General features: G+C 68.8%; 25 protein-coding genes. 18 read left to right on the forward strand and 7 right to left on the reverse strand.

The genetic code is table 11. The features are described from left to right. The first annotated feature begins 89 nt into the window (after nt 1-89). On the forward strand, nt 90-755 hold the full coding sequence (locus tag ACUN0C_RS15730) for a FadR/GntR family transcriptional regulator (RefSeq protein ID WP_445467343.1): 666 nt from the start codon (nt 90-92) through the stop codon (nt 753-755). A 90-nt stretch (nt 756-845) separates the two neighbouring features. Here the strand turns inward: ACUN0C_RS15730 and ACUN0C_RS15735 are convergent, their stop codons facing one another. Next, on the reverse strand, nt 846-1,253 hold the full coding sequence (locus tag ACUN0C_RS15735) for a cupin domain-containing protein (protein ID WP_445467344.1): 408 nt from the start codon (nt 1,251-1,253) through the stop codon (nt 846-848). A 155-nt stretch (nt 1,254-1,408) separates the two neighbouring features. Between ACUN0C_RS15735 and ACUN0C_RS15740 the strand changes: the two genes are divergently transcribed. Then, the gene (locus ACUN0C_RS15740; protein ID WP_445467345.1) at nt 1,409-2,293 is read left to right on the forward strand and encodes a LysR family transcriptional regulator; all 885 of its coding nucleotides are present in this window, start codon (nt 1,409-1,411) and stop codon (nt 2,291-2,293) included. A 145-nt stretch (nt 2,294-2,438) separates the two neighbouring features. Then, complete coding sequence (locus ACUN0C_RS15745) at nt 2,439-3,188, forward strand: TSUP family transporter (RefSeq protein WP_445467346.1); 750 nt, start codon at nt 2,439-2,441, stop codon at nt 3,186-3,188. Here the strand turns inward: ACUN0C_RS15745 and ACUN0C_RS15750 are convergent. Then, on the reverse strand, nt 3,180-3,941 hold the full coding sequence (locus ACUN0C_RS15750; protein ID WP_445467347.1) for a FadR/GntR family transcriptional regulator: 762 nt from the start codon (nt 3,939-3,941) through the stop codon (nt 3,180-3,182). The two genes, ACUN0C_RS15745 and ACUN0C_RS15750, sit on opposite strands and share 9 nt — an antisense overlap. Nucleotides 3,942-4,072: 131 nt before the next feature. Between ACUN0C_RS15750 and ACUN0C_RS15755 the strand changes: the two genes are divergently transcribed. The 6 genes from ACUN0C_RS15755 (at nt 4,073) to ACUN0C_RS15780 (ending at nt 10,495) form a co-directional block, all read left to right on the forward strand. Further along, the gene (locus ACUN0C_RS15755; protein ID WP_445467348.1) at nt 4,073-5,077 is read left to right on the forward strand and encodes a Bug family tripartite tricarboxylate transporter substrate binding protein; all 1,005 of its coding nucleotides are present in this window, start codon (nt 4,073-4,075) and stop codon (nt 5,075-5,077) included. Between the two features lie 64 nt (nt 5,078-5,141). After that, nucleotides 5,142-5,636 (forward strand): hypothetical protein, encoded by a 495-nt coding sequence (locus tag ACUN0C_RS15760; protein WP_445467349.1) that lies wholly within the window; start codon nt 5,142-5,144, stop codon nt 5,634-5,636. Then, nucleotides 5,636-7,171, forward strand: a complete 1,536-nt coding sequence (locus tag ACUN0C_RS15765; RefSeq protein WP_445467350.1) for a tripartite tricarboxylate transporter permease — start codon at nt 5,636-5,638, stop codon at nt 7,169-7,171. Before ACUN0C_RS15760 ends, ACUN0C_RS15765 begins: the two co-directional genes overlap by 1 nt. Before the next feature lies 1 nt (nt 7,172). Then, entirely contained in the window at nt 7,173-8,456 is a 1,284-nt protein-coding gene (locus ACUN0C_RS15770) for an LVIVD repeat-containing protein (RefSeq protein ID WP_445467351.1), read from the forward strand. Nucleotides 8,457-8,516: 60 nt separating this feature from the next. Beyond that, nucleotides 8,517-9,494, forward strand: a complete 978-nt coding sequence (locus ACUN0C_RS15775; RefSeq protein ID WP_445467352.1) for an aldo/keto reductase — start codon at nt 8,517-8,519, stop codon at nt 9,492-9,494. Between the two features lie 77 nt (nt 9,495-9,571). Further along, nucleotides 9,572-10,495, forward strand: a complete 924-nt coding sequence (locus ACUN0C_RS15780; protein WP_445467353.1) for an alpha/beta hydrolase — start codon at nt 9,572-9,574, stop codon at nt 10,493-10,495. Here the strand turns inward: ACUN0C_RS15780 and rssA are convergent. Continuing rightward, nucleotides 10,483-11,466: a patatin-like phospholipase RssA gene (gene rssA / locus ACUN0C_RS15785; protein ID WP_445467354.1), complete on the reverse strand. Its 984-nt coding sequence runs from the start codon at nt 11,464-11,466 to the stop codon at nt 10,483-10,485. The two genes, ACUN0C_RS15780 and rssA, sit on opposite strands and share 13 nt — an antisense overlap. A 185-nt stretch (nt 11,467-11,651) precedes the next feature. Here rssA and ACUN0C_RS15790 point away from each other — a divergent pair, with 185 nt between their 5' ends. Genes ACUN0C_RS15790 through ACUN0C_RS15800 form a run of 3 tightly spaced genes read left to right on the forward strand, consistent with a single transcriptional unit; the run spans nt 11,652 to nt 14,005 of the window. Then, nucleotides 11,652-12,233, forward strand: a complete 582-nt coding sequence (locus ACUN0C_RS15790; protein ID WP_445467355.1) for an Hsp20/alpha crystallin family protein — start codon at nt 11,652-11,654, stop codon at nt 12,231-12,233. A 36-nt stretch (nt 12,234-12,269) separates the two neighbouring features. After that, nucleotides 12,270-13,319, forward strand: coding sequence for an endonuclease/exonuclease/phosphatase family protein (locus tag ACUN0C_RS15795; RefSeq protein WP_445467356.1), 1,050 nt, complete (start codon nt 12,270-12,272; stop codon nt 13,317-13,319). Beyond that, complete coding sequence (locus ACUN0C_RS15800; RefSeq protein ID WP_445467357.1) at nt 13,316-14,005, forward strand: pyroglutamyl-peptidase I family protein; 690 nt, start codon at nt 13,316-13,318, stop codon at nt 14,003-14,005. The genes ACUN0C_RS15795 and ACUN0C_RS15800 overlap by 4 nt, the downstream gene beginning before the upstream one ends. Here the strand turns inward: ACUN0C_RS15800 and ACUN0C_RS15805 are convergent. Beyond that, complete coding sequence (locus ACUN0C_RS15805; protein WP_445467358.1) at nt 14,002-15,036, reverse strand: LacI family DNA-binding transcriptional regulator; 1,035 nt, start codon at nt 15,034-15,036, stop codon at nt 14,002-14,004. The genes ACUN0C_RS15800 and ACUN0C_RS15805 overlap by 4 nt on opposite strands. Before the next feature lie 192 nt (nt 15,037-15,228). On the opposite strand from ACUN0C_RS15805, the gene ACUN0C_RS15810 reads away from it, so the two are divergent. The 6 genes from ACUN0C_RS15810 to ACUN0C_RS15835 all read left to right on the forward strand — a co-directional run bounded on the left by ACUN0C_RS15810 (nt 15,229) and on the right by ACUN0C_RS15835 (nt 22,543). Continuing rightward, nucleotides 15,229-16,542 (forward strand): M24 family metallopeptidase, encoded by a 1,314-nt coding sequence (locus ACUN0C_RS15810; RefSeq protein WP_445467359.1) that lies wholly within the window; start codon nt 15,229-15,231, stop codon nt 16,540-16,542. A 58-nt stretch (nt 16,543-16,600) separates the two neighbouring features. Further along, complete coding sequence (locus tag ACUN0C_RS15815; RefSeq protein ID WP_445467360.1) at nt 16,601-17,614, forward strand: thiamine pyrophosphate-dependent dehydrogenase E1 component subunit alpha; 1,014 nt, start codon at nt 16,601-16,603, stop codon at nt 17,612-17,614. Beyond that, nucleotides 17,602-18,579 (forward strand): alpha-ketoacid dehydrogenase subunit beta, encoded by a 978-nt coding sequence (locus tag ACUN0C_RS15820; RefSeq protein ID WP_445467361.1) that lies wholly within the window; start codon nt 17,602-17,604, stop codon nt 18,577-18,579. Before ACUN0C_RS15815 ends, ACUN0C_RS15820 begins: the two co-directional genes overlap by 13 nt. Nucleotides 18,580-18,589: 10 nt before the next feature. Continuing rightward, nucleotides 18,590-20,041 (forward strand): NAD-dependent succinate-semialdehyde dehydrogenase, encoded by a 1,452-nt coding sequence (locus ACUN0C_RS15825; RefSeq protein ID WP_445467362.1) that lies wholly within the window; start codon nt 18,590-18,592, stop codon nt 20,039-20,041. Between the two features lie 25 nt (nt 20,042-20,066). Continuing rightward, nucleotides 20,067-21,479, forward strand: coding sequence for a dihydrolipoamide acetyltransferase family protein (locus ACUN0C_RS15830; RefSeq protein ID WP_445467363.1), 1,413 nt, complete (start codon nt 20,067-20,069; stop codon nt 21,477-21,479). Nucleotides 21,480-21,571: 92 nt separating this feature from the next. Then, nucleotides 21,572-22,543: an NAD(P)-dependent oxidoreductase gene (locus ACUN0C_RS15835; RefSeq protein ID WP_445467364.1), complete on the forward strand. Its 972-nt coding sequence runs from the start codon at nt 21,572-21,574 to the stop codon at nt 22,541-22,543. 114 nt (nt 22,544-22,657) lie between these two features. Here ACUN0C_RS15835 and ACUN0C_RS15840 read toward each other — a convergent pair whose 3' ends face one another. From ACUN0C_RS15840 to ACUN0C_RS15850, 3 genes are read right to left on the reverse strand one after another with little or no spacing between them, the layout of a single operon-like run. Beyond that, nucleotides 22,658-23,434 carry a glutathione S-transferase family protein gene (locus tag ACUN0C_RS15840; RefSeq protein WP_445467365.1) on the reverse strand — a complete coding sequence of 259 codons (777 nt, stop codon included), beginning with the start codon at nt 23,432-23,434 and terminating at the stop codon, nt 22,658-22,660. Between the two features lie 13 nt (nt 23,435-23,447). Continuing rightward, on the reverse strand, nt 23,448-24,482 hold the full coding sequence (locus ACUN0C_RS15845; protein WP_445467366.1) for a branched-chain amino acid ABC transporter permease: 1,035 nt from the start codon (nt 24,480-24,482) through the stop codon (nt 23,448-23,450). Nucleotide 24,483: 1 nt separating this feature from the next. Beyond that, nucleotides 24,484-25,362 carry a branched-chain amino acid ABC transporter permease gene (locus ACUN0C_RS15850; RefSeq protein WP_445467367.1) on the reverse strand — a complete coding sequence of 293 codons (879 nt, stop codon included), beginning with the start codon at nt 25,360-25,362 and terminating at the stop codon, nt 24,484-24,486. Nucleotides 25,363-25,366: the final 4 nt, after the last annotated feature.

The following is a 25,366-nucleotide window of genomic DNA, read 5'->3' on the forward strand; positions in this document are numbered from 1 at the left end:
AACTCAACCATTTTGAAATTGGTGTCAACCGTGCTTACAATGGTTGCGAAGTTGGTTCTGCGTTCGGAAGGCTGGAAGAGGTGAAGACGATGGCGGTCCGATCGGAACTGCTGCGGACCTACATCGCGGCCGAAAAGCTCGGCGCGGGGGACCGCCTGCCGCCGGAGCGCGAGCTCGCCCAGGCGCTCGGCGTGCCGCGAACGGCGCTCCGCCGGATGCTGGCCGACCTGGAGGCGCGGGGCGAGATCTGGCGCCATGTCGGGCGCGGCACCTTTCTCGGCTCGCCGGCCCAGGCCGCAGGCGAGGCGGAAACCGATCCCCAAGATGCGACGCCGAACACCTATCCCGCGGAAGTGCTGGAAGTGCGGCTCATCGTCGAACCGCCGGCCGCCGCGCTTGCGGCGCTCCGCGCGGGGCCGGCCGACGTGGCGGCGCTGGAGCGGGCCGTCAGCCGCGGCGCGGAGGCCGCGAGCTTCGAGGAATTCGAGAGCTGGGACGCGAACTTCCACCGCATGCTGCTCGCCGCGGCGCGCAACGGGCTGCTGGCGAGCCTCTACCGCAGCATCGAGGCGGCGCGCTCGGATCGCATCTGGGGGCGCCTGAAGCGGGCTTCGCTGACGAGCGAGCGGCGAAAGGACTACGAGGAGAGCCACGCCGCGATCGCCGCCGCGATCGCCGACCGGGACCCGGCCCGCGCCGAGGCCGAGATGCGCCGGCACATCAAGGCGGTGCAGGCGAGCATGGGAGCGGTGTGAGCCGGCCTGCGGGTGCGGAGCGAGCGCGCCGCCCCGCACCCGCAGGCCGGAATCACCGCCGGTTGCAGGCTCCCGCGGCGTGGCATCCGATCAGTGGAGCAGGTCGAGGAACGGCGTGTCCGGGGCGCTGACGTAGAAGATCACCACCTTCGTTTCCCCGTCCGTCCGGTTGAAGCCCGTCATCTCGACGTGCGGCGGCTCGACCATCGCCTCGCCGGCGCGGAGCGTCACGGGCGCGTGGCCCTTCATCTCGAGGGTGAACGCACCCTCCAGGACATAGACGGTGACCGGGAAGCGGTGCGTGTGCGGGACGGTCCTGTCGCCGGGCCGGAACGAAGCCGTCATGACCCGGACGGACTGGACCGCATCGCGCGGCAGGCCGTCGACCTTCTGGTCGAGGAGGAGATCCGGCTTGGCGATTCCCTCCTGCTGGGCGAGGGCATTCGCGGCGGCCATCCCGCTCACGAGCAGGCAAAAGATGCCGAAAGCGTTGCGCATGGAAGCCTCCTTCTTCGCACTCCGGGCAAGTGCTTCAGTCCGCCCGGCCACTGCGGATCGGCTGCCGATCCGAACGGGCTCACGGTAGGCCCGGCCGGCCCGCCGCGGGAGCCGCATGGTTGCCGCCCGGGGCCGCAGAACTGCATAATGCGGCGATGTTCGACTGGGACGACCTGCGGCACTTCCTGGCCGTTCACCGTCACGGCAGCACGATCGCGGCCGGCAAGGCGCTCGGCCTCAGCCAGTCGACGGTGCATCGCAGGATCGCCGAGCTCGAACGCCGAACAGGCCGCAAGCTCGTGGTGCGGCGCCCGGAGGGCTACCGGCTGACGGATCTCGGCGCGGAACTCGTGGTCCACGCCGAGCGCGTGGAGGCCGCCGTGCTGGAATTCGAGCGGCGCATCGCCGATACGGCGAACGAGCTCACCGGGACCATTCGCGTCACCTGCCCGGAACCGATCGTCTACCGCATGACCGGCCTGATCGACCGCTTCCACGCCCGCTATCCTGGGCTCCGCGTCGAGTTCGTCACGAGCGACCGCTACCTGGATCTCTGCCGGGGAGAGGCCGACGTCGCCTTCCGCTCGGGCGACACCGACGACGAGCTTGTCGGGCGCAAGATCGCGGACTCGTTCTGGGCCGTCTATGCCAGCCGCTCCTATGTCGAGCAGCACGGCCGGCCCGAGCGCATCGAGGACCTGGGCGCCCATCCGCTCGTCGCCTTCGACGAAACGCTGAGCGGCCACAGGAGCCTGAAATGGCTGCGGGACATCGCGCCGGGGGCGACGATCGCGGCGCGCAACAACAGCGTGCTGGGGCTGGTCTCTTCGGTGAAGTCGGGCCTCGGCGTCGGGCCGCTGCCGACTGCGCTCGGCGATTCGGAGCCGGACCTCGTGCGGGTGCTCGGTCCGATCCCGGAACTGGCGCGGAGCTGGCGTCTCCTGGCGCATCCCGACCTCCGACGCACGCCCCGGGTCGCGGCCTTCTTCGACTTCGTCATCGAGGAAAGGGAGGCGCTGAAAGCCATTCTGACCGGCTGAAGCCGCGACCTGCGACAGCCGCGCGGCCCGCATTCAGGCAGTGCCCGATTCGGACGTCCCTGGCCGGGCGGAACCGGGATTTTCGTTCGCGCGGCGCGTTCGCAGCAGAGACAAACCGGCAGCGCCGTGCCATTAAGCGCCCGCCATGCTGAGCACCCCGATCCTCGTCGCCCTCGCCATCACCGTCGTCGTCACCTCCTTCATGTCCGGCGTGTTCGGCATGGCCGGGGGCATGATCCTGATGGGCCTGCTGCTCCTCATCCTGCCGGTCCCGGCGGCGATGATGATGCACGGCGCGACGCAACTGGTCGCGAACGTCTGGCGCGCCGCGCTCTGGTACCGCTACGTGTCGGTGCGGATCCTGGCGCTCTACGTGACCGGAAGCCTCGTCATCTTCGCCGTCTTCGCCTTCATCCGCCTCGTCCCCAACACCGCGATGGTCTACATCATCATGGGGCTGATGCCGTTCGTCTCCATGGCGCTGCCGATCCGCTACGCGCCGCGGGCGGACCTGCCGTTCGGCGCGGTCCTGAGCGGCCTAATCTCGACGGGGTTCCAGCTGCTCTCCGGCGTCTCCGGCCCGGCCTTCGACGTGTTCTTCGTGCGCACGGAGCTCGACCGCCGGACGGTGGTCGCCACCAAGGCGGCGTGCCAATCGGTGAGCCACCTCGCCAAGCTCGCCTATTTCGGCGGCATGCTCGCCATCGGCGGGACGGAGGTGGGCTGGCCCGTAATGGCGACGGCGATGGTGCTCGCCGTCGTCGGCACGAGCCTCAGCCGGATCGTGCTCGACCGCATGAACGACGTGCAGTTCCGCAGCTGGACGCAGCGGATCGTGATGGCGATCGGCTTCGTCTACCTCGTTCAGGGCGTGCGGGAGCTGGTGCTAGCCTGACGCGCCGACGGAGCGGAGCTGGCGCTCCGCGCCGGCGGGCTCGGCCGGCGCCGCCTCCTTGCGCAGCGAAGCGGCGAGAAGGGTCGCCCGCACCGACTGGAGGTGGTCGAACATCGCGCCGGCCGCCGATTGCGGATCGCGGTCGGCGATCGCCTTCAGGATGGCCTCGTGATCGCGGCGATACCGGTCGCGCCGCTCCGGCGACGAGGTCCGGAGCTTCAGCCGCTCCCATTGCGGCTGGTTCCGCATCTCGCGGACCATGTCCATGACCATCAGCAGGATTGGATTCTGCGTCGCCTCCGCGATCGAGCGATGGAACGCGTTGTCCCAGGCCTCGAAGCTCTCGAAGTCCTCGACGGCGCGGCCGCGGTCGAGGCAGAGCCGCATCTGGTCGAGATGCGCCTTGTGGTGGCGCAGCGCGGCCTCCGCTGCGATGGCGGGTTCGAGCGTGAGCCGCGCGTCCATGAGGTCGATCGGGCTGCGCGTGGAGGTTGAGCCGAGCGGTTCCGCGGGCGCCGTCCCGACGAACGTGCCGCGCCCGACATGGCGGCTGATCAGGCCTTCCTGCTCGAGCCGGCCGAGCGCCTTGCGAAGGGTGGCCCGGTTGACCTGGAGCTCGGCGGCGAGCGTCCGCTCCGGCGGCAGCCTTTCGCCCGGGACAAGGTCACCGGCAGCGATCATCCTGCGCAGATGGCCGAGCACGAGCTCGGCCCGATCCGCGTCGGCGGGGATTGTGTCCGAGAAAAGCGCCATCCGGGCCGGAAAACCTCTTGCCTAACCGGTTCGGAATTGGTTGACGGTTGCCGAGCCAAGTTATAGCTTGGTCACCCATTGGTCAACCAATAAGCGAGGCGGCACGTCGCCGCCGGTCAGGGGAGACGCTCATGTCCAGCCGTTTCATGCTTTCTCGTCGTCGGTTCCTCGCCAGCTCGGCCGCCGGCGCCGCCGCGCTGTCGCTCTCGGGCCGCGCCGCCTTCGCGCAGGATTTCCCGAGCCAGAACATCAACATCACCATCCCGACCGCCGAAGGCGGCGGCGCCGACCGCGACGTCCGGCTCATCACGCAGTTCTGGAAGAAGTACCTCGGCGCCGATTTCGAGTTCGGCTACTACCCCGGCGCGGCCGGCCAGGTCGGCTACGAATTCTTCATGAAGCGCGATCCGAACGCCTACAACCTGCTGTTCGCCAACATGGGTCCCGAAGTGATCATGTTGACGCTGCAGAACGTGCCGATCGAGATCGGCAAGGACCTCGTCTACATCAACCAGACGAGCTCGGAGCCGATGTCCGTCTTCGTCGGCGCGCGCTCGCGCTTCAACAGCCTCGAGGAGCTCGTCGAGGAAGGCAAGAAGCGGCCGATCACCTGCTCGGTGAGCCGCCTGCCGCATCCGGCCTCCATCGGCATGCTGGCGCTCGGCGAAGCGACCGGCGCGAAGTTCAACCTGGTGCCGTTCGGCGGCGGCAACCCGTCGGCCATGGCCGCCATCACCGGCGAGGTCGATTGCTGCGCGCTGCCCTTCGCGAACCCGATCACGCTTGCATCCGAGGTCAAGATCCTCGGCGTGTTCGCCAACAAGAACCCGGCCCCGGACCAGAGCGGCAACGCCCCGACGGTCAACTCGGTTTTCGGCACGGACCTGCCGGAGCTCACCAGCTCGCGCGGCTTCGCCGTCCATGCCGCCGCGATCGAGCAGTACCCGGACCGGGTGCAGAAGCTGCAGGAGACCTGCGCGCAGGTGCTCGCCGATCCGGAATACGTCGCCGCCGTCGAGAAGGCCGGCCTGCCCAAGGAATTCGTCGATCCGGGCGACCAGGAGAAGGCGATGGGCACCGCCGAGGCGACGCGCGAGCTCGCGCTGAAGTACCGCGAGCTGCTCACCGGCAAGTAATCCCACAAGGCGGCCGCCCCTCCGGGCGGCCGCCTTTCCGTTTCTCGACAATCCGCGGAACACAATGTCCGATTCTGTGAAGAAGAAGGCGGTCGGGGCCGATCTGATCATCCCGCTCGCCGGCGCCGCCTACGCGATCTACTACGTCTGGTCGGTGCGCGACTTCCCGCGTGAAGCGCAGACGAGCGGCATGATCCTCGCCGGGATGCTGCTCCTGCTGGTCTTCCTTTATCTCGTGCGGGTGGCGGTGGGCCTCGGCGCCGGGCGCTACAGCCTCGGCCTCGGCAACTTCCTCGGGCCGAAGGAGACGCGCGCCGCGCGCGGCATCTTCTTCCTGCTGCTCCTGGTCTCGGCCTACCTGATCGGATCGGCCGGGTTCACGCTCACGACCTTCGCGTTCCTGTCGCTCTCCTTCATCGTGCTCGGCATCCGGCCGATCTGGCGGGCGCTCGCGATCGCCGCAGCCGCCGCCCTCATCGGGTGGCTCTTCTTCATCGTCCTCCTCGGCACCCGGTTCCCGGTGGGGCCGTTCGAGCAGTTCATGCGGTCGGTGTTCTGATGGGATTCGATTTCGACACCGTCGTCGGGCTGTTCGCGCATTCGTTCAGCCTCTGGTACGTCATCATCCCGGCGATCATCGTCGGCATCATCGCCGGCGCGATCCCGGGCTTCGCGGCGCACAACACGATCATCATCCTGCTGCCGCTGACGCTCGCCTTCGACGTCGAGGTGGCGCTGACCTTCATGGTCGCGCTCTATTGCGCCTCGCATCTCGGCGGCGGCCTGCCGGCGATCCTGGTCAACATCCCGGGCACGGGCGGCGCCGCGGCGACCACGCTCGACGGCTACCAGATGACCAAGAAGGGCCTGGCCGTCCGGGCGCTCGCCGTCTCCTTCGTCGCCTCGGTGCTCGGCGGCCTCATCAGCGCGATCGTCACGCTCTTCGCGCTGCCGGCGCTGTCGCAGGTCGGCTATTACGTCCACAGCGTCGAGATGGTCGTGATCATGCTGTTCGGCCTCGCGCTGATCGCCTCGATCGCCGCCAAGGACATGCTGAAGGGGCTGATCGCCGGCGTGCTCGGGCTGCTGCTCGGCGCCATGGGCGCGGACCATATCTACGCCACGCCGCGCGGCACGTTCGGCGTCCTCGAGCTCTTCGACGGCATTCCGCTTGTCCCGGCGCTGATCGGCCTCTTCGCCGTCTCCGAGGCGCTGGTGATGCTGGAGGAGAAGTCGATCGTCCAGAGCGGCGACGCCAAGGTCGGCAAGGTCACGTGGAGCGAGACCTTCAGCGAGATCTTCGGCGCCTTCCGGCACTGGTGGAACATCACCTGGACCGCCATTCTCGGCCTGGTCATCGGCGTGCTGCCCGGCGCCGGCGCGAGCATCGCCGCCTTCGTCGCCTACCAGCAGACGCAGTTCTTCTCCAAGCACCCGGAGAAGTTCGGCACCGGCATCCCGGAAGGCGTCGCGGCGCCGGAATCTGCCAACAACGGTGTGACGACGGGCACGCTCGTGCCGCTGCTCGCCATCGGCGTGCCCGGCGGCAGCACGGCGGCCGTCATGATGATCGTGCTGCAGTTCCACGGCGTGCCGTTCGGGCCCCGCCTCTTCGTGGAGCAGCCGCAACTCGCCTACGGCGTCATCGTCTCCATGGCCGCGTCCTACGTGCTGATGCTCTTCACCATCTTCCCGATGGTGAAGTACATGTCGCGAATCACGGTCATCTCGACGCTCTACCTCGCGCCGCTCATCAGCGCGTTCACGCTGGTCGGCGCCTTCGTGCCGCGCGGCTTCCTGTTCGACATCGGCATCGCGATCGCGTTCGGTGTGCTCGGTTACGTCGCCCGCAAGACCGGCTACCACGTCGCGGCGATCCTGATCGGGGTGATCCTCGGGCCGCTGATCGAGAAGTCGTTCCTGCTCGCCATGCGCATCTCGGGCAACGACCCGATGGTCATGTTCTCGTCCACCATCGGAAACATCCTCTGGATCATGCTCGTGCTGACGCTCGTGCTGCCGTACGTCTTCAAGTGGCGGCGCGAGCGGAAGGCCCAGGCCGAGGACGAGCGACTTGCGCAGATGGGGAACTAGGATGACCGTTCACGCACAGAGCCCGCTCGCGCACCGCACGCGCCAGATCGGCCATCTCGACATTCCCGGCGGCGGCCAGGTCGTGGTCCGGGACGGCTACGCCTATGTCGGCCACATGAAGCCGCCCTACGGCACCAGCATCATCGACGTCCGGGATCCGAAGAACCCGCGCATCATCAGCCAGATCACGCTGCCGAACGAGGATTCCCACACGCACAAGGTGCGCGTTGTCGGCGACGTGATGATCACGAACGTCGAGGAGAACAACCGGCACCTGAAGCGCAAGGGCGGCAACATCCCCGCGGCCGAGGCGAAGCTCGCGGCCGCGCTGGGGCGGGCGCCGAGCGACGGCGAGCTCGCCACGGCGATCGGCGTCGACGTCGTCGACATCCCCTATTTGCGCCGTGTGCTCGGAGAGAGCTATCGCGACGGGGGATTCAAGGTCTGGGACATCTCCGACCGGACGAAGCCGCGCGAGCTCTGCCACGTGCGCACCCACGGCTTCGGCGTGCACCGCTTCCACGCCGACGAGCGCTACGCCTACATCTCGACCGAGATGGAGGGCTATGTCGGCAACATCCTCATCGTCTACGACATGGCCGACCCGGCGCGGCCGCAGGAAGTCTCGCGCTGGTGGATGCCGGGCCAGCACGTCGCCGGCGGCGAGACGCCGACCTGGCGGGGCTATTCCAACCGGCTGCACCACGCCATGCGCTGCGGCGACGAGCTCTGGGCCTCGGTCTGGCACGCCGGCATCCGCGTCATCGACGCCTCCGACATTCGCGACCTTCGGACGGTCGGCGAGTACGACTACCATCCGGCGATCCCGGAGCCGACGCACACGGTGATGCCGTTCGAGAACATGATCGGCGGGCGACGCTACGCGGCGGCGATCGACGAGGAGCACGTCCACGTGCGCGGCCGGCTGCGCGGCTTCATGTGGATCCTCGACGTGACCGACCTCTCCGCAATCAAGGCGGTCTCGACCTTTACGGTGAGCGAGCTCGATTCGCCCTTCAGCGGGCGCGGGGGGCGGTTCGGCGCGCACCAGTACCGCGAGAAGCTCGACAGCACGCTCGTCTATGCGACCTGGTTCGCCGGCGGGCTGCGCATCGTCGACGTGAAGAACCCGGAAGAGCCGGAAGAGGTCGGCTACTTCATCCCCGAGCCGCACAAGGCGGACGGGGCGCCGCAATCGAACGACGTCGACGTCGACGAGGAGGGCAGGATCTACCTGCTCGACCGCGACCGCGGCTTCCACGTGCTGGAGTTCGACCGGCCGTAAGAGTTCGACCGGCCGCAAGAGGGGCGTTCCGGGGCAAGGCAGCGTTCAGGGGGAGAGGGCATGAGGAAGCGGCGACTGGGCCAGGTGGACGTCTCGGCGATCGGCCTCGGCTGCATGGGCATGACGGGCCTCTACGGCGAGCGCGACGAGACCGAATCGAAGGAGACCATTCGCTACGCGATCGACCAGGGCATCACCCTCATCGACACCTCCGACGCCTACGGGAACGGTTCCAACGAGACGATGCTGGGGGAAGCGCTGAAGGGGCGGCGGGACAAGGTCGTGCTCGCCACCAAGTTCGGCAACCTGCGCAATCCCGACGGCAGCACCGGCGTGAACGGCCGGCCGGACTACGTGCCGCAGGCGTGCGACGCGAGCCTGAAGCGGCTCGGGACGGACCACATCGACCTCTATTTCGTGCACCGGATCGATCCGGACGTGCCGATCGAGGAGACGGTCGGGGCGATGTCGCGCCTGGTCGAGGCCGGCAAGATCGGGCAGATCGGACTGTCGGAGGCGGGCGCGCAGACGATCCGCCGCGCCCATGCCGTCCATCCCGTCGCCGCGCTGCAGACCGAGTACTCGCTCTGGACACGCGAGGTCGAGGACGAGATCCTGCCGACCTGCCGCGAGCTCGGCATCGGCTTCAACGCCTACGCGCCGCTCGGCCGCGGCTTCCTGACCGGGCGGATCGAAGGGCCGGATTCGCTGGAGCCGAAGGACCGGCGCCGCGACATGCCGCGCTTCAAGGACGAGAATCTCGACCAGAACCTCGACTTGCTGAAGACGCTGAAAGCGGTTGCGGAAGAGACCGGGCATACGCCGGCGCAGGTCGCGATCGCATGGCTGCTCGCCAAGGGCGACGACATCGTGCCGATTCCGGGCGCCTCGCGGCGCAAGTGGATCGACGTGAACATCGAGGCGACGGAGATCGAGTTGCCGGCGGCTGCGGTCGAACGCCTCGACGGCGATTTCCTGCCCGAGCGTGTCCACGGGACGCGCTATCCGGGCGGCCAGATGAAGCGCCTCGGCATCTGACGGACGGACCATCTCTCAGACGCGGCGCCGCCGATGCGGCGCCGCGACCTCATTCAAGCAAGGGCAAGGGAAGCACGATGCAGGACGACATCCGCGCTGCGACGAAGACGAAGGGCACCGAGCACTGGACCGAATCGAACGGCCAGAAGCTCTTCCTCTGGGAGAAGCCGGCGGTGAACGGGGCGAGCCGCGGGACCGTCCTCTTCATCCACGGCTCGTCGATGGCGTCGCAGCCGACCTTCGACCTGCAGGTCGAAGGCATGCCGGAAGCCTCGGTGATGGACTGGTTCGCGAGCCGCGGCTTCGATACCTGGTGCTTCGACTGCCGCGGCTACGGCCGATCCTACAAGGGCGACGACATGCTCGCCGTCATCTCCGACGGCGCCGACGACGCCAAGGCAGCGACCGACTACATCATGGCGCAGGGCAAGGCCGGGCCGTTCATGGTCTACGGCATCTCCTCCGGCGCGCTGCGGGCAGCGCTCTTCGCGCAGCGCAATCCCGACCGCGTCTCGCGTCTCGCGCTCGACGCGATGGTGTGGACCGGCGAGGGCAGCCCGACGCTCGAGCAGCGCCGCCAGAAGCTCGACCAGTGGCGCGGCTCGACGCGGCGTCCGCTCGACCGGGCCTTCCTGCTCTCGATCTTCAACCGCGACCATCCGGGGACGGCCGAGGACCGTTTCATCGATCCGTTCATCGAGCAGGTGCTCGCGCTCGACGATTCCATGCCGAACGGCACCTATATCGACATGTGCGCCAACCTGCCGGTGGTCGACCCGGAGAAGATCAGCGCCGCTACCGTCCTAATGCGCGGCGAGTACGACGGCATCGCCGGCATGGACGACCTCCTGAAGTTCTTCGACAGGCTGCCGAACGCGGACAAGGAGTTCGCCGTCATGCCGGGCATCGCGCACGCCTCCTTCACGCAGAAGAACTTCCTGCTCGTCTACCAGATCCTGCACGCGTTCTTCACGCGGCCGGAGCCGGTCTACCGGGGCTGAGGCTCCGCTTCGCCCGACGACGCGCCGGGCGGCTCGCCGCCGCCCGGAGCCGCCTCTGGCGGCACGCGGCAGGCGGCGAGGATCTGGTCCCGCGCCGCCTCGACCGCCTCCTGGCCGGCCGCGATCGCCTCCTGCGCCCGGTGGAAGTCCATGACGCCGATATGGCGCGCCTCGGGCGTGACCAGCACGTCGACCGGATCGGCGGCGAGGCGCACGCGCGACACGAAGTTCTCCATCACCAGGAACGAGCCGGCGATGACCTCCAGATAGGTCGGAACGGCGGCGGGGTCGTCCGCGCCCTCGGTTTCCTGGGCGCGTCGCAGCCGTCCCATCCAGGACGACGGCGACGGCGAGACGATCCGCGTGCGCGGCTTGCGCCGCGACACGATGCCGGAGCGCGTGACGAGGTCGCCGCTCAGATTGACCGCAATGATGACTTCGGCGCCGAGGGCGCGGCAGAGGGAGACCGGCAGCGGGTTGACCAGCGCGCCGTCGACGAGCCACTGGCCCTTGAGCGGCACCGGCGTGAGGAGGCCGGGAAGGGCGAGCGAAGCCCGCACGGCGTCGATGATGGAGCCGGAGGTCAGCCAGGTCTCGCGGCCGGAGCCGAGCTCGGTCGCCACCGCGCCGAAGGTGCAGCGGGCGTCCTCAATGAGAATGTCGCCGATGTGCTTGCGGAAGAAGTCGACGATCCAGCGCCCCTCAATGAGGCCGCCGCGCGAGAAGCGGACGTCGAGGAAGCCGAGGGTCCGGCTGAAGGTCATGGCGCGGGCGAGCTCGTTCAGCATGTCGAGCCGGCCGGCGGCGTAGGAGGCGCCGACCAGCGCCCCGCTCGAACAGCCGCAGACGATGTCCGGCGCCACGCCGAGCCGGCCGAGACCCTCGAGCACGCCGATATGCGCCCAGCCGCGCGCCACGCCCGACCCGAGCACGATTCCGACCTTCGGCTTGACCGGAGGCCCGTTCGACACATCTGAATCGCGTGCCCGACGCCGGCGGCCGGACGCGCTCCCGAGCTGCTTCATGCGTCCGTTCTGCATCGCGCGGATCTGGCTGGTTTGATCGACATCAAGGCTGCGGCGGTGCGCCCGGAGAGAATCCGTTCCGTCCGGGGCGCCGTTCGGCGGACGGGCATCTCTAGCACGGGAGAACGACGATGAGCGAACAACCGAGTGCACCTGCGCAACCCGAAACGGCTCCGGCCGCGGCGCAGCCCGGCGCCGGCGGCGCCGCTCCGGCGCCTGGCCAGACGAGCGCGCCGCAGCCGGCGCCGGCCGAGCCGTTCACCCTTCTCAGGCGGCAGATGGACAGGCTGTTCGACGACTTCCAGACGTCCTTGCCGGTGTTCGGCCGTTCGCTCTGGGAGAGCGATCTCGCCAGGCCGGTACTCGAATGGGTGGGTGGCAACTGGGGCGCCGTCGACCTCTCGGAAGGGGACAGCGCCTATTGCATCGCGGTCGAGCTGCCGGGCTGCGATGAGAAGGATCTCGATATCGGCTTCGCAAACGGCATGATCACGATCAAGGCCGAGAAGCGCCAGGAGACGAAGGAGGAGAAGGAGGACTTCCACCTCTCCGAACGCCGCTACGGCTCGTTCCGCCGCTCGTTCCGGGTGCCGGAGGGTGTGGACGCCGACAGCATCGAGGCGACGTTCAAGAACGGCGTCCTGACGCTCTCCATCCCGAAGACGGAGCAGGCGCGGCAGGCGACGAAGAAGATCGCGGTCAAGCGCGTCTGAGGCGACGAGGCGGCCGGAATCCCGGTCTGCGGCGGCTTGGCCCGCAGCACGCTTCCTGCGAAGAAGGTCGGGACGAGGGCAGGGGCCGCGGATCGGGTGCGGATCGCGACGTTCAACATGGAGAGCCTCGGGGAGAGTGGCGGCGCGGCGGAGTCCGACCGCCGCCGCATCGCCGTGCTGCGCCCGCAGCTCCTGCGGCTCGACGCCGACATCGTCTGCATGCAGGAGGTGAACGCGCCGCGCGGCCCCGACGGCACCAGGCGCCCCCTGCTCCTCGACGAGCTCGTGGACGGCACCGCCTACGCGAACTACCGGCGCGCCTCGACGACGCGGCCCGGGACGACCGACCTCCTCGACAGGCACAATCTCGTCGTCCTCAGCCGCTGGCCGATCGCGGAGAGCCGGCAGATCCTCCACGATCTCGTGCCGCCGGTCGCCCACCGGTTCCTTTCCGGCGCGGATGCGGGGCAGGACCACCGGATCTGCTTCGACCGGCCGCTCCTTCTCGTCGCGATCGAACTGCCGGACGGGCGTCGCCTCCACGTGCTGAACCTGCACTTCCGGGCGCCCCTTGCGGCGCCGGTCCCGGGCGAGAAGACCGGGCCGTTTGCCTGGGCGAGCATCGGCGGATGGGCGGAGGGCTATTTCATCGCATCGGTGAAGCGCTCGGGCCAGGCGCTCGAGGCGAGGCTCGCGGTCGAGCGCATCCTCGACGGCGATGCCGGGGCGCTGGTGATCGTCGCGGGCGACTTCAACGCGGAGACGCGGGAGGTCCCGACCCGCATTCTCCTCGGCGACGTCGAGGACACCGGCAATGGCGCGCTCGCGGAGCGCAGCCTGATCCCGCTCGAGCGCAGCCTGCCGGAATCGAGCCGCTATTCGGTCCTCCACGGCGGCCGGCGCATGATGCTGGACCATCTGCTGGCCTCGCGGCCGCTGATGGCGCTCTATCGCGGAATGGAAGTCCACAACGAGGCGCTCGGCGACGAGCTCTTCGCGCAGTCGGGCGTGAAGGACAGCGCCGAATCCTACCACGCGCCGGTCGTGGCGACCTTCGCCGACCCAAGCGAGGCGGCCGGGAAATGAGTGCCGCCCCGGCGCTCGTCCTCGGCTTCGAGCCCTATGGCGGGCGGAGCAGCAATCCGGCCGAGGCGGTCGCGCGCGAGATGGACGGCGGAACGGTCGACGGCGTGCCGGTGGTCGGGCGCGTCGTCCCCGTCCGCCGCGACGGCCTGGAGGACGGGCTGGCGCGCATCTTCTCGGAGCATCGCCCGGCGATCGCGATCGGCCTCGGCCTCTGGCCGGGAGCGGCCGTGATCCGGATCGAGCGGATCGCGGTCAACATCGCGGATTTCGAGATCGCCGACAATGCCGGCGCGCGAACGGATGCGCGCGTCAGAACGGACGGCGCGCTCGCGGTCGAGGCGACGCTGCCGATCCGGGCGATCCGCGCGCGGCTCCTTGCCGCCGGCATCCCGGCCGTGCTGTCGAACGGCGCCGGGACCTTCCTCTGCAACGCGCTGATGTATCACGCGCTGATGCTGTCGGCAGAGCAGGAGCCGCCCGCTTCGTGCGGCTTCCTGCATCTGCCGCACAGTGCGGCGGAAGTGGCGGCGATGATGGCGGAGCAGGCGCGGACGGGGCAGCCCGGTGCCGGGCGGCTCTCGGAGACGCCGTCCATGGCGCTCGGAACCGTGATCGAAGGCGTGAGGATCGCGATCTCGGCGGCGCTCGACGCGCGGGCCGCGGCGGGCGGCGGCGCCGGCCGCTAGACTGCCGCCCTGGGCGGCGCGGTCGAGCCGCGGACCACGAGCTCGACGGGGAGCACGACGTGCTTCGGCTGGCGCGCCGCCGGGTCCTCCTCGATGAGCTCGACCAGGAGCTCGGCCGCCTTGGCGCCGGCCTGGTACTGCTCGATCCGGACGGTGGTGAGCGGCGGAAAGAGCCGGTCGATCATCGGCATGTCGTTGTAGCCGGTGACGGAGACATCCTCGGGGCAGGCGAGGCCGCGGGCGCGCAGGGTCGCGATCGCACCGATGGCGATGCGGTCGTTCGAGCAAACGATTGCGGTAAAGGGCACGCCGCGCTCGAGGAGCTCGGTTCCGGCACGCTCGCCCTCCGCCTCGTTGAAACCTTCGGCAAAGATGACGAGCCTCGGATCCGGGTCGAGGCCCATCTCGTTCCGCAGGTCCTGGAACGCCTCGTAGCGCTCGCGGCCGGTGGAGATCGTCTGCGGCCCGGCGATGTTGGCGATCCGCCTGTGACCGAGATCGGCGAGGTGCCTGAGCACCAGGCGGATGCCGTCGCGATCGTCATGGACGACGGAGGCGATGTCGGGGCGCTCCACGCGCCGGTTAACCGTCACCATCGGCGTGCCTTCGGCGCTGAGGCGCGAGACGAGCTGGTCCTCACGCTCGACGCTCGCCAGGACGAGCCCGTCGACGCCGCGCCACAGCAGCGTGTCGGCGATGGCCGCCTCGCGCCCGGCCTTGCCGTCGGTGTTGGCGAGGAAGGCGAAATAGCCCTGCTCGGCCAGCGCATCCTCGACGCCGCGGATGATCGGCGGGAAGATCGGGTTGGTGATGTCCGGGACGATGACGCCGATCGTGCGCGTGCGGTTGGTCTTGAGCGAATAGGCGGCGGCGTTCGGCCGATAGTCGAGACGCTCGCTGGTCTTGAGGATGCGCTCGGCGATCTCGGGCGTGATGAGATGGCGCGTCTTCGGGTCGAGCGCGCGCGACACCGTCGAGACGTGGACGCCGACGGCCTGCGCCACATCCTTCAGCGTGACGCGTTTCCTCATTCGGGCCGGTGCGATTCCATGTCGGAGAGACTATAGATGCCTTCGGAACCGGCGCAATCGCCGGCGAACACGTGCACGCCCACCGGCCTCGCATCGGTTGACTCGGCGCGCCGGCGGTGATTTATCTGCAAACGATTGCACCCCGTGCGCTCGCCCGCCCGCAACCGGGCCCGGCCGCGGCAGGAGGAAGAGATGGATCAGAAGGTATTCCGGCCCCGAATCGTCGACGGCGATCCGACGGCCTTCGCGCTCGAGCCGAACTGGCGGTGGGACCGGCACATCCCGGCGCCGGGGCACACGAACGTCGACTTCGAGCGCCGCGTCGACCACGACCGGCTGCGCAACTACCGGCTGGCGCGCGCGAAGCAGGCGCTGAAGAACTCCAAGTGCGGCGCGCTGCTCCTCTTCGACGTCAACAACATCCGCTACGTCACCGGCACCAAGATCGGCGAGTGGGAGCGCGACAAGTTCTGCCGCTTCGCGCTGCTGGCCGGCGACGACGAGCCGATCGTGTGGGATTTCGGCTCGGCCGCCATCCATCACAAGCTCAACTGCGACTGGCTGCTGCCGGACAATTGCCGCGCCGGCATGCTCGGCATGCGCGGCACCGTGCCGCCCTCGGTCGGGCTCATGCGCAACCATGCGGCGGAGATCATGTCGCTCCTGCGCGAGGCGGGCGTGGCGGACCTTCCGGTCGGCGTCGACGTCGCGGAGACGGCAATGTTCTTCGAGCTGCAGAAGGCCGGCATGAACGTCGTCGACGGCCAGCAGGTCATGCTCGACGCGCGCGAGATCAAGAACATCGACGAGATCATCCTGCTCAACCAGGCCGCGACGATGGTGGACGGCGTCTACCACATGATCTGGGAGGAGCTTAAGCCGGGCCGGCGCGAGAGCGACATCGTCGCGCTCGCCAACAAGATGCTCTACGAGATGGGCTCCGACGACGTCGAGGCGATCAACGCGATCTCCGGCGAGCGCTGCAGCCCGCATCCGCACAACTTCACCGACCGCTACATCCGCCCGGGCGACCAGGCCTTCTTCGACATCCTGCAGTCCTACCAGGGCTACCGGACCTGCTACTACCGCACCTTCAACGTCGGCCGCGCCACCCCCGACCAGCGCGACGCCTACCGGAAGGCGCGCGAATGGCTGGACCGCGCCATCGAGCTGATCAAGCCGGGCGTCTCGACCGACCGCGTGGCGTCGGTATGGCCGTCGGCGGAGGAGTTCGGCTTCCCGAGCGAGCTCGCCGCCTTCGGGCTGCAGTTCGGCCACGGGCTCGGCCTCGCGCTCCACGAGCGGCCGATCATCTCGCGGCTGGTCTCGCTGGAGAACCCGATGGAGATCAAGACCGGCATGGTCTTCGCGCTGGAGACCTATTGCCCGGCGAAGGACGGCTATTCGGCCGCCCGCATCGAGGAGGAGGTGGTCGTCACCGACACCGGCTGCACGGTCATCAGCCTGTTCCCGGCCGAGGACCTGCCGATCGCCAACGCTTATTGACGGGCCGCCCGCGGCGCCGGGGCAAGCCCGGCGCCGGGGCTGCGAGGAGGAATCGTCAGTGGATGCCATTACGCCGAAGGGCGCGAACGACGATATCGGCCTGGACACCAGGCTCGAGCTTTACCGCAGGCAGGTCGAGATCCGCGACTTCGAGAAGCGCGCCTACGACCTCTTCCTGCAGAACCTGGTGAAGGGCACGAGCCATCTCTCGCTCGGCCAGGAGGCGGTCGCGGCCGGCATGGCGGTGGCCATGCAGCCGGGCGACCTGTCCTTCTGCACGTATCGCGGCCACGCGCACACGCTGGCGCGCGGCGTGCCGATGGAGAAGGTGCTGGGCGAGCTCATGCAGCGCGACAACGGCCTGATGCGCGGCAAGGGCGGCTCGATGCACCTCACCTCTGCCGAGCACGGGGTGATGGGCTCCTACGCCATCATCGGCGCGCACCTGCCGATCGCCTGCGGCGCGGCGTGGCGCGCGCAGTATCTCGGCCAGAGCGACGTCTCGGTCTGCTTCTTCGGCGACGGCACGACGAATATCGGCGCCTTCCACGAGGCGCTGAACTTCGCGGCGGTGTGGAAGCTGCCGGTCGTGTTCGTGTGCGAGAACAACCTCTACATGGAATACACGCCGATCGCCGACGTGATCCCGGTCGAGCATCCTGCGGCCGACCGCGCCTCGGCCTACGGCCTGGAGCGGATCGTCATCGACGGCAACGATGCCGACGCGGTCTACCGCGAGGCGCAGAAGGCCTACGCCAAGGCGCGCGCGGGCGACGGGCCCTCGCTCATCGAGTGCCTGACCTACCGCCATTCCGGCCATTCCCGCGCCGATCCGGCGAAATACCGCCCCGAGGGCGAACTGGAGCGCTGGCTCGAGCGCGACCCGATCAAGGTCTACCGCCAGCGGCTGGCCGAGTTCGGCGTGGACGAGGCGGCGGTGAAGGCGATCGAGCAGGAATCGAAGAAGCAAGTCGACGCGGCGACCGAGGCCTGCAAGGCGGCCCCGCCGCCGCCGGTCGAGATCCTCACGACCGACGTCTATGCGGATGGGGGCTGGGCATGGCGGAACTGACCTATCGCGACGCCGTCGCGCGCGGCATCGCACAGGAGATGGAACGCGACGAGCGCGTCGTGTTCCTCGGCGAGGACGTCGCCAAAGCGGGCGGCGTGTTCAAGGCGACGGTCGGGCTCTACGACAGGTTCGGGCCGAAGCGCGTCCGCGATACGCCGATCTCGGAGCAGGCGATCCTCGGCGCGGCGATGGGCGCGGCGATGACCGGCCTCCGCCCGATCGCCGAGATCATGTTCTCCGACTTCCTGGCGGTCTGCTTCGACTACATCGCCAACGAGTTCCCGAAGAGCCGCTACATGACGAACGGCCAGCTCGGCTGCCCTCTCGTCGTGCGCACCGGGAACGGCGCGGGCTCGCGCTTCGGCGCGCAGCATTCGCAGTCGGTCGAGAACTGGGCGATGATGATCCCGGGGCTGAAGGTGGTCGCGCCGTCCTCGCCCGCCGACGTGGTCGGCCTGATGGCGGCGGCGGTCCGCGACGAGGACCCGGTCATCATGTTCGAGCACAAGTCGCTCTACGCCACGAAGGGCGAGGTGCCGGACGGCGAGATCGTCGACCAGCTCGGCAAGGCGAAGGTGCTGCGCCCGGGCAAGGACGCCACCATCCTCGCGCTGGCGCTGATGGTGCCGCGGGCGATGCAGGCGGCCGAGCGCCTGAAGGCGGAGCACGGCATCGACGCCGAGGTGATCGACGTCCGCTCGCTCGTGCCGCTCGACACGCAGACCATCCTCGGATCGGTCGCCAAGACCGGCCGGCTCTTCACGGTCGAGGAGAACCCGCGGCTCTGCGGCTGGGGCGCCGAGATTGCCTCGATCGCCGCCGACGAGGCCTTCTACGACCTCGACGGCCCGATCGTCCGCATCACCACGCCGCACATCCCGCTGCCGGCGGCCGACAACCTCGAGGACATCGTGCTTCCGACGCCCGACAGGATCGTCGAGAAGATCAGCCGGTCCATGAACTGAGGCCAATGCCATGAAGCACGCATCCATACCCAACGTGCCGACGCAGCTCTTCCTTGGCGGCGAATGGCGCGACGCCTCCGACGGCGGCGCCTTCGACGTCGACAACCCTGCGACCGGCGAGATCATCGCGACGGTGGCGAGTGCGACGATCGAGGACGGCAAGGCGGCGCTCGACGCGGCCGAGCAGGCCTTCGCCGGCTGGGCCGCGCTGAAGCCGCGCGAGCGCGGCGAGGTGCTGCGCAAGGCGTTCGAGCTCATCATCGCGCAGAAGGAGGAGCTCGCCCGCCTCGTCACCATGGAGAACGGCAAGGCGCTGCCGGATTCCCGCGCCGAAATCGCCTATGCGGCCGAGTTCTTCCGCTGGAGCGCGGAGGAGGCGGTGCGCGCCGTCGGCGAGTTCTACCGGGGCCCCTCGACCGGCGCCCGCATCCTTGTCGGCCACAAGCCGGCCGGCATCGCCGTGCTGGTGACGCCGTGGAACTACCCGGCGGCGATGGCGACCCGGAAGATCGGCCCGGCGCTCGCCGCCGGCTGCCCCGTCATCCTGAAGCCGGCTTCCGCGACGCCGCTCACCATGCTGGCGCTGATGCCGATCATGGAGCAGGCCGGCGTTCCCAAGGGGGTTATCAGCGTGCTGCCGTCGCGGCACACGGGCAGGCTGGTGGATTCGCTGCTGCACGATCCGCGCGTGCGCGTCGTCTCCTTCACCGGCTCGACGGAAGTCGGGCGGACGCTGCTGCGTTCGGCGGCCGACTGCGTGCTGAACCCGGCGATGGAGCTCGGCGGCAATGCGCCGCTCGTTGTCTTCGAGGACGCCGATCTCGACCAGGCGGTCGACGGCGCGATCCTCGCCAAAATGCGCAATCTCGGCGAGGCCTGCACGGCCGCGAACCGCTTCTACGTGCACGAGAAGGTCTACGATGCCTTCGCCGAGAAGCTCGCCGCCAAGATGGGCGCGATGCGGGTCGGCAACGGCCTCGAGGAAGGCGTCGAGGTCGGCAGCCTGGTCAACGCGGAAACGCGCGACAAGGTGGTCGAGCTGGTCGAAGACGCGGTGTCGCGCGGCGCAAAGGTGCTGACGGGAGGCCAGGCCGTCGAAGGCACCGGCTTCTTCTATCCGCCGACCGTGATGGTCGACGTGCCGGAGGACGCGCGCTGCTTCCACGAGGAGATCTTTGGGCCGGTCGCCGCGCTCACCCGCTTCTCGGGCGAGGAGGAGGTGGTGAAGCGCTGCAACGACACGGAATACGGGCTCGTCGCCTATGTCTTCACGAAGGACCTGAAGCGCGGCCTCGCCGTCTCCGAGCGGCTCGATTTCGGCATGATCGGCCTCAATCGCGGCCTCGTGTCCGACCCGGCGGCGCCGTTCGGCGGCATGAAGCAGTCCGGCATCGGCCGCGAGGGCGCACATCACGGGATCATGGAGTTCCTCGAGACCCAGTACATCTCGGTCGAGTGGTAGGCGTGGGCCGAGGCAGGGGAGAGACATGGAAGTCCTGATGCCGCAGCTCGGCGAGACGGTCGCCGAGGGAACGATCAGCACGTGGTTCAAGTCCGTCGGCGACGTCGTCGAGGCGGGCGACAACCTGTTCGAGATCGAGACCGACAAGGTCAGCATGGAGGTGCAGGCGATCGAGGGGGGCGTGCTCTCCGAGATCCGGGTGGCGAGCGGCGAGACGGCCAGCGTCGGCACGGTCGTGGCCGTCATCGGCGATGCCGGCAGCGGCGCCGGCCGGGACAGCGCACAGGCGAAGGCGGAGGCGCGCACGGGCGCGCCGGACGACGCGCCGGGCAGGGCCGAGCCGGTCGCGCCGGCGGCGGCCGCTGCGATGGCGTCGGCGCCGGCAGCCGAGACCCGCGTGAACGGCACGGCCGCACCCGCCATGACGGATCCCTTCAACGAGGTGCGCACGCCGGAGCGCGGCTACGGCAGGGCCGATGCCGGCAACGGCATCAAGGTGACGCCGCTCGCGCGCCGGCTGATCGCGCAGCACGGCATCGACCTCGGCGCGCTCGCCGCCGCCGCCAGCAAAAGCGGCGCGTGGCGGATCGGCAAGGACGAGGTGATGGCGGCGGTCGAGCAGGGCGCGGCGGCGCCGGCGGCGCGGCGCGACGCTACTGCGCAACCGGAGCCCGCCCCGGCCCAGGCACGGCAGGCGCCGGCACCGCGTGCGCCGGCGCGCGACGTGCCGGGCGAGGTGGTGCCGTTCAACGCCATCCGGCGACAGACGGCGCAGCGGCTGTCGGAATCCTGGCGGACGATCCCGATGGCGGTGCAGGCGGTCGAGGTCGACTACGCCAATGTCGAGCGCGTGCGCGCGGCGCGGAAGCAGGCGTTCCGTGAGCGGAATGGCACCTCGCTGACCTACCTGCCGTTCATCGCGCGCGCCGTCTGCCTGGCGATCGCCGAGTACCCGCGCGTCACCGCGCGCGTGGAGGGCGACGGGCTGGTGCTTTCGCGCGAGGTCAATCTCGGCATCGCCGTGGATCTCGGGCAGGACGGGCTGGTCGTGCCGGTGATCCGCAACGCCGACGAGCTGACGGTGCCCGGCATCGCGAAGGCAATCGACCGCCAGGTGGAGAAGGCGCGGAGCGGGCGGCTGTCCCCCGACGACCTCAGCGGCGGCACCTATTCGATCACCAACAATGGCAGCTTCGGCACGCTGTTCACGGTGCCGCTCATCAACCCGCCGCAGGTGGCGATCATGTCGACCGACGCGGTCCGCAAGAAGCCGGTCGTGGTCGAGACGGAGAGCGGCGATTCCATCGCCATCCACCCGGTCGGCGTGCTCGCGCAGAGCTTCGACCACCGCGCCTTCGACGGCGCCTATTCGGCCTCGTTCCTCGGCCGGGTGAAATCGCTCCTCGAGACGCGGGACTGGGCGGGAGACTTCGGCTGAACATGGCCGATTCCGCATATGTGGGTTGAACGGCATCGGCAGGAATGATAATCAGAATGCAAACGTTTGCACATGCCGCAGGAGGGCAGAAGATGCAGGAGAACAGGCACCGGCTCGGCTGGATCGGCATGGGGCGGATGGGCTACCCGATGGCCGAGCGGCTCATCAAGGCCGGCTACGACGTCTCGGTGTGGAACCGCACGCGCGCCAAGGCCGAGCCGCTCGCCGAGAAGGGCGCGAAGATCGTCGACAAGCCGGCCGATCTCGCCGATGTCGACATCCTCTTCACCATGGTCTCGACCGGCAAGGACCTCGACCAGGTCTATTTCGGCACGGACGGCGTGATCGACGGCCGCACGTCGGGCCCGGTCCCGCGGATCTTCGTCGACTGCTCGTCGATCTCGGTCCCGGAATCGGCCGTCTTCCGCGACCGCATCGCCGCGCTCGGCTCGGAGTTCCTGGTGGCGCCGGTGAGCGGCAACGGCAAGTGCGTGAAGGCCGGCAAGCTGTCGAGCGTCGTGTCGGGCCCGGAGAACGTCTACGAGGTGGTGAAGCCCTACCTGCAGGCGATCGCGGGCGCGGGCGTCGCCTATGTCGGCGACGGCGACCTCGCCCGCTTCTGCAAGATCGCGCACAACGTCATGCTCGGCGTGGTGACGCAGAACCTCGTCGAGATCACGGTGCTCGCCGAGAAGGCCGGCGTGCCGCGCCACGCCTTCCTGGAGTTCATCAACAACTCGGTGATGGGCTCGACCTTCACGCGCTACAAGAGCCCGTCGCTCGTCAACCTCGACTGGACGACGACCTTCACCCCGGCGCTCCTCAGGAAGGACCTCGACCTCGGCCTCGCCGCGGGGCGCGAGTACAACACGCCGATGCCGGTGACGGCGGCGACGCGGGAGGCGCTGCAGGCGCATTTCGGCGCGGCCTCGCTGCAGGACGACCCGGCGGCCTATCTGGAGAAGGATTTCGCCGCCCTGCTCGAGACGCAGGCGCTTCTCTCCGGCATCAAGGTCGAGAGCGAGAACAAGCCGGTGAAGACGGGCCTCGAGGTCGAGGGCTGAGAGCGCACGCGCCGGGCACGCTCCGGCGCGGCGGCCCTCGCGGCCTGAACGAGAAAGGGGCTGGCCCGCGGGCCAGCCCCTTTTCTTTCGTTGCGGGACGCGTCCGCCCGTCCGTCAGCTCGCCTTGCCGAGCCTGGCTTCGGCCAGGTGCGGGTACTTCTCGGTCAGGAGCGACCCGAAATAATAGGTCGGCGCGAAGGCCGGATGGGCGCGGATCGCGTCGAACCAGCGCGCCACCGCCGGCCGGTCGTCCCAGTACCGCCCGAGGTTTATGTCGTCCATGCGCACGATCACCGGCATGATCGCGATGTCGGCGAGCGTGAGCTGCCCGCCCATGAGGAAGGGGCCGCCGCTCGCCCGGATCGCCTCGTCCATGCGGGCGACGGCGCGGCCGAGGCGCCCGAGCGCCTCGTCCATGTCGGCCTGCGGAAAGCCCGTCCGACCCATCCGGAGCAGGAACTCGCGGCGGAGCGGCTTGGAATCGGCGAGCGCCTGGAACTCGTCCTCGCTCATCGACTGGAAGTGCGGCAGGAAGGCGAGATTGTAGGAGGGCACGCGGACGGCCGGCGTCGGCACCTCGTCGATGAAGCGCATGAGGGAGCGCATGCGTGCGAGGGGAAGCAGGCCCGCCGGGCGGAACGGCTCGGGCTCGGGCCGCAGCTCGTCGAGATACTCGATGATGACGGCGGAATCGACGACCGGCTCGCCGTTATGGACGAGCGCCGGGACGACCCCGTTCGGGTTGATCGCGAGATAGTCCGGCTTCAGCTGGTCGCCTGCGAAGAGATCGAGCTTCACCTCCCGGAAGGGCATGCCCTTAGCATTGAGGACGAACCGGACGCGCTGGCTGCAGGTCGATTGCGGCGCGTCGTAGAGGACGAATTCCGGCATTCCGTTCCCTTTGTCAGTCCCAGTCGAGGAAACGGGGCAGGCGCTTCTTCTGCCTGAGCGTGCCGACGATCCCGTTCGGGAAGTACATCAGCACGAGCAGCATGATGATGCCGGTCCCCATGATGTTGAGCTCGCTCGCGCCCATCGTGGCGACGAAGAACTCGTTGAAGAGGATGAGGAGCACGGCCCCGATGATCGGGCCGGCGACCGTGCCCTTGCCGCCGAGGATGCACATCAGCACCATGTTGGCGGCGACCAGGATCATCAGGAAGATGTTCGGGCGGAGATAGGTCAGGTACTCGCCCCAGACCGCGCCGGCCATGCCGACGAAGAAGGCGGAGATGGCGAAGGCGGCCGACTTGTAGAGGCGCGTGTCGATGCCGGCGCTCTCGGCCTTCACCTCGTCCTGCGAGATCGCCCTGAGGCCCAGCCCGAACTTGGAGTGCTTGATGCGGTAGGAGGCGTAGACCGTCACCGCCGCGATCACCAGGAAGGCGTAGTAATAGGGGATCTTCATCCACTGTGCCGACAGGCCGAGCTGGGGCAGCGTGACGCCGTTCGCGCCGCCGACGAAGTGCCAGTTGTCGAACAGGATGCGCGCCACCATCAGGAGCGCGATGGACGAGATGATGAAGGTCGGCCCGCGCATCTTCAGCGTGACGCGGCCGATCGCGAAGCCGGTGACAGCGGCGACGATGCCGGCGAGCGGGGCGGTCAGCAGCGTGCTCACGCCGAAATAGGCTAGGATCATGCCGGAGAAATAGCCGCCGATGCAGAAGAACACGTTGTGGCCGAGCGAGACGTAGCCGGTGTAGCCGCCGAGGATGTTCCAGCTCGACGCCATGGCGACGTACATGAGCGCATAGAGCGCCAGGTGGATGACGTAGTTGTAGCCGCCGACGAACTGCAGAGCGGGCAGCGCGGCGAGCAGGACGAGAAGGACGATCGGGAGCCAATAGGCCCGGTCGGCGCTCTTCTCGTGCGCGAGGCCGCGATTGTAGCGGTCCCGCGCCTCAAGGACGTTCCCGACGTCCATGTCCATGCTCATCTCAGGCCTCCTCGATCTTGTCGCCGAGGAGCCCCTGCGGCCGGACGAGCAGCATCACGAAGAGGGCGAGGAAGAAGGTCATCGTCGACCAGGTCGAGCCCCAATAGGTGCCGACGAACGCCGCGATGACCGAAAGCCCGAGGGCGGCGACGATGGTGCCCATCAGCTTGCCCATGCCGCCGAGCACGACGAGCGACATCAGCACCGCGATCCATTCCCAGTGCTTGGCCGGGAAGAAGGAGAAGATGAAGCTCACCAGCGAGCCGGCCGCGCCGGCGAGCGCGAGGCCGATGCCGAATGTGACGAGCGAGACGAACTCCACGTTGACGCCCATCAGCTGCGCCGCCGCGCGGTTCTGGGTGGTGGCGCGGATGGCGTAGCCGAAGCGGGTGTAGCGCAGGAACGCGATGAGGGCGCCGATGATGACGAAGCTCGCAATGCCCGCATAGAGCTGCGCCGTCGGGATGAAGATGTCGCCGATGAAGATCGCCTGGGTGCCGTAGGGCGGCGTGGTGACGCGCTGCGTGTTGGAGAACAACGCGCCGAGCAGGCCGTCGACGATCATCGCCAGCGCGAAGGTCATCAGCACCGTCATCTCGGAATATTTCGCGTTCGCGGCCTCGCGCGCGAAGACCAGCTTGTAGAGGAGGAGGCCGATCAGGAAGAGGAAGATCGCTGCGAGCGGCATGGAGACGAGCGGGTCGACGCCGTAGAGCCTGAACAGCCAGTAGCTCACATAGGCGCCGACGACGATCATGATCGGATGCGCAAGATTGACGATCCGCATGACGCCGAAGATGAGCGTCAGCCCGGAGGCCATCAGCGCGTAGACGCCGCCAAGCGCCAGCCCGAGTATGAGAACCTGCAACAGATCTGCCATGTCT

The organism is Faunimonas sp. B44, assembly GCF_052655945.1.

Coding starts and splice junctions, on each gene's coding strand:
- ACUN0C_RS15730 (WP_445467343.1), top strand. CDS start 90: ATGGCGGTCCGATCGGAACTGCTGCGGACCTACATCGCGGCCGAAAAG.
- ACUN0C_RS15735 (WP_445467344.1), bottom strand. CDS start 1,253: ATGCGCAACGCTTTCGGCATCTTTTGCCTGCTCGTGAGCGGGATGGCC.
- ACUN0C_RS15740 (WP_445467345.1), top strand. CDS start 1,409: ATGTTCGACTGGGACGACCTGCGGCACTTCCTGGCCGTTCACCGTCAC.
- ACUN0C_RS15745 (WP_445467346.1), top strand. CDS start 2,439: ATGCTGAGCACCCCGATCCTCGTCGCCCTCGCCATCACCGTCGTCGTC.
- ACUN0C_RS15750 (WP_445467347.1), bottom strand. CDS start 3,941: ATGGCGCTTTTCTCGGACACAATCCCCGCCGACGCGGATCGGGCCGAG.
- ACUN0C_RS15755 (WP_445467348.1), top strand. CDS start 4,073: ATGTCCAGCCGTTTCATGCTTTCTCGTCGTCGGTTCCTCGCCAGCTCG.
- ACUN0C_RS15760 (WP_445467349.1), top strand. CDS start 5,142: ATGTCCGATTCTGTGAAGAAGAAGGCGGTCGGGGCCGATCTGATCATC.
- ACUN0C_RS15765 (WP_445467350.1), top strand. CDS start 5,636: ATGGGATTCGATTTCGACACCGTCGTCGGGCTGTTCGCGCATTCGTTC.
- ACUN0C_RS15770 (WP_445467351.1), top strand. CDS start 7,173: ATGACCGTTCACGCACAGAGCCCGCTCGCGCACCGCACGCGCCAGATC.
- ACUN0C_RS15775 (WP_445467352.1), top strand. CDS start 8,517: ATGAGGAAGCGGCGACTGGGCCAGGTGGACGTCTCGGCGATCGGCCTC.
- ACUN0C_RS15780 (WP_445467353.1), top strand. CDS start 9,572: ATGCAGGACGACATCCGCGCTGCGACGAAGACGAAGGGCACCGAGCAC.
- ACUN0C_RS15790 (WP_445467355.1), top strand. CDS start 11,652: ATGAGCGAACAACCGAGTGCACCTGCGCAACCCGAAACGGCTCCGGCC.
- ACUN0C_RS15800 (WP_445467357.1), top strand. CDS start 13,316: ATGAGTGCCGCCCCGGCGCTCGTCCTCGGCTTCGAGCCCTATGGCGGG.
- ACUN0C_RS15805 (WP_445467358.1), bottom strand. CDS start 15,036: ATGAGGAAACGCGTCACGCTGAAGGATGTGGCGCAGGCCGTCGGCGTC.
- ACUN0C_RS15810 (WP_445467359.1), top strand. CDS start 15,229: ATGGATCAGAAGGTATTCCGGCCCCGAATCGTCGACGGCGATCCGACG.
- ACUN0C_RS15820 (WP_445467361.1), top strand. CDS start 17,602: ATGGCGGAACTGACCTATCGCGACGCCGTCGCGCGCGGCATCGCACAG.
- ACUN0C_RS15825 (WP_445467362.1), top strand. CDS start 18,590: ATGAAGCACGCATCCATACCCAACGTGCCGACGCAGCTCTTCCTTGGC.
- ACUN0C_RS15830 (WP_445467363.1), top strand. CDS start 20,067: ATGGAAGTCCTGATGCCGCAGCTCGGCGAGACGGTCGCCGAGGGAACG.
- ACUN0C_RS15835 (WP_445467364.1), top strand. CDS start 21,572: ATGCAGGAGAACAGGCACCGGCTCGGCTGGATCGGCATGGGGCGGATG.
- ACUN0C_RS15840 (WP_445467365.1), bottom strand. CDS start 23,434: ATGCCGGAATTCGTCCTCTACGACGCGCCGCAATCGACCTGCAGCCAG.
- ACUN0C_RS15845 (WP_445467366.1), bottom strand. CDS start 24,482: ATGAGCATGGACATGGACGTCGGGAACGTCCTTGAGGCGCGGGACCGC.
- ACUN0C_RS15850 (WP_445467367.1), bottom strand. CDS start 25,362: ATGGCAGATCTGTTGCAGGTTCTCATACTCGGGCTGGCGCTTGGCGGC.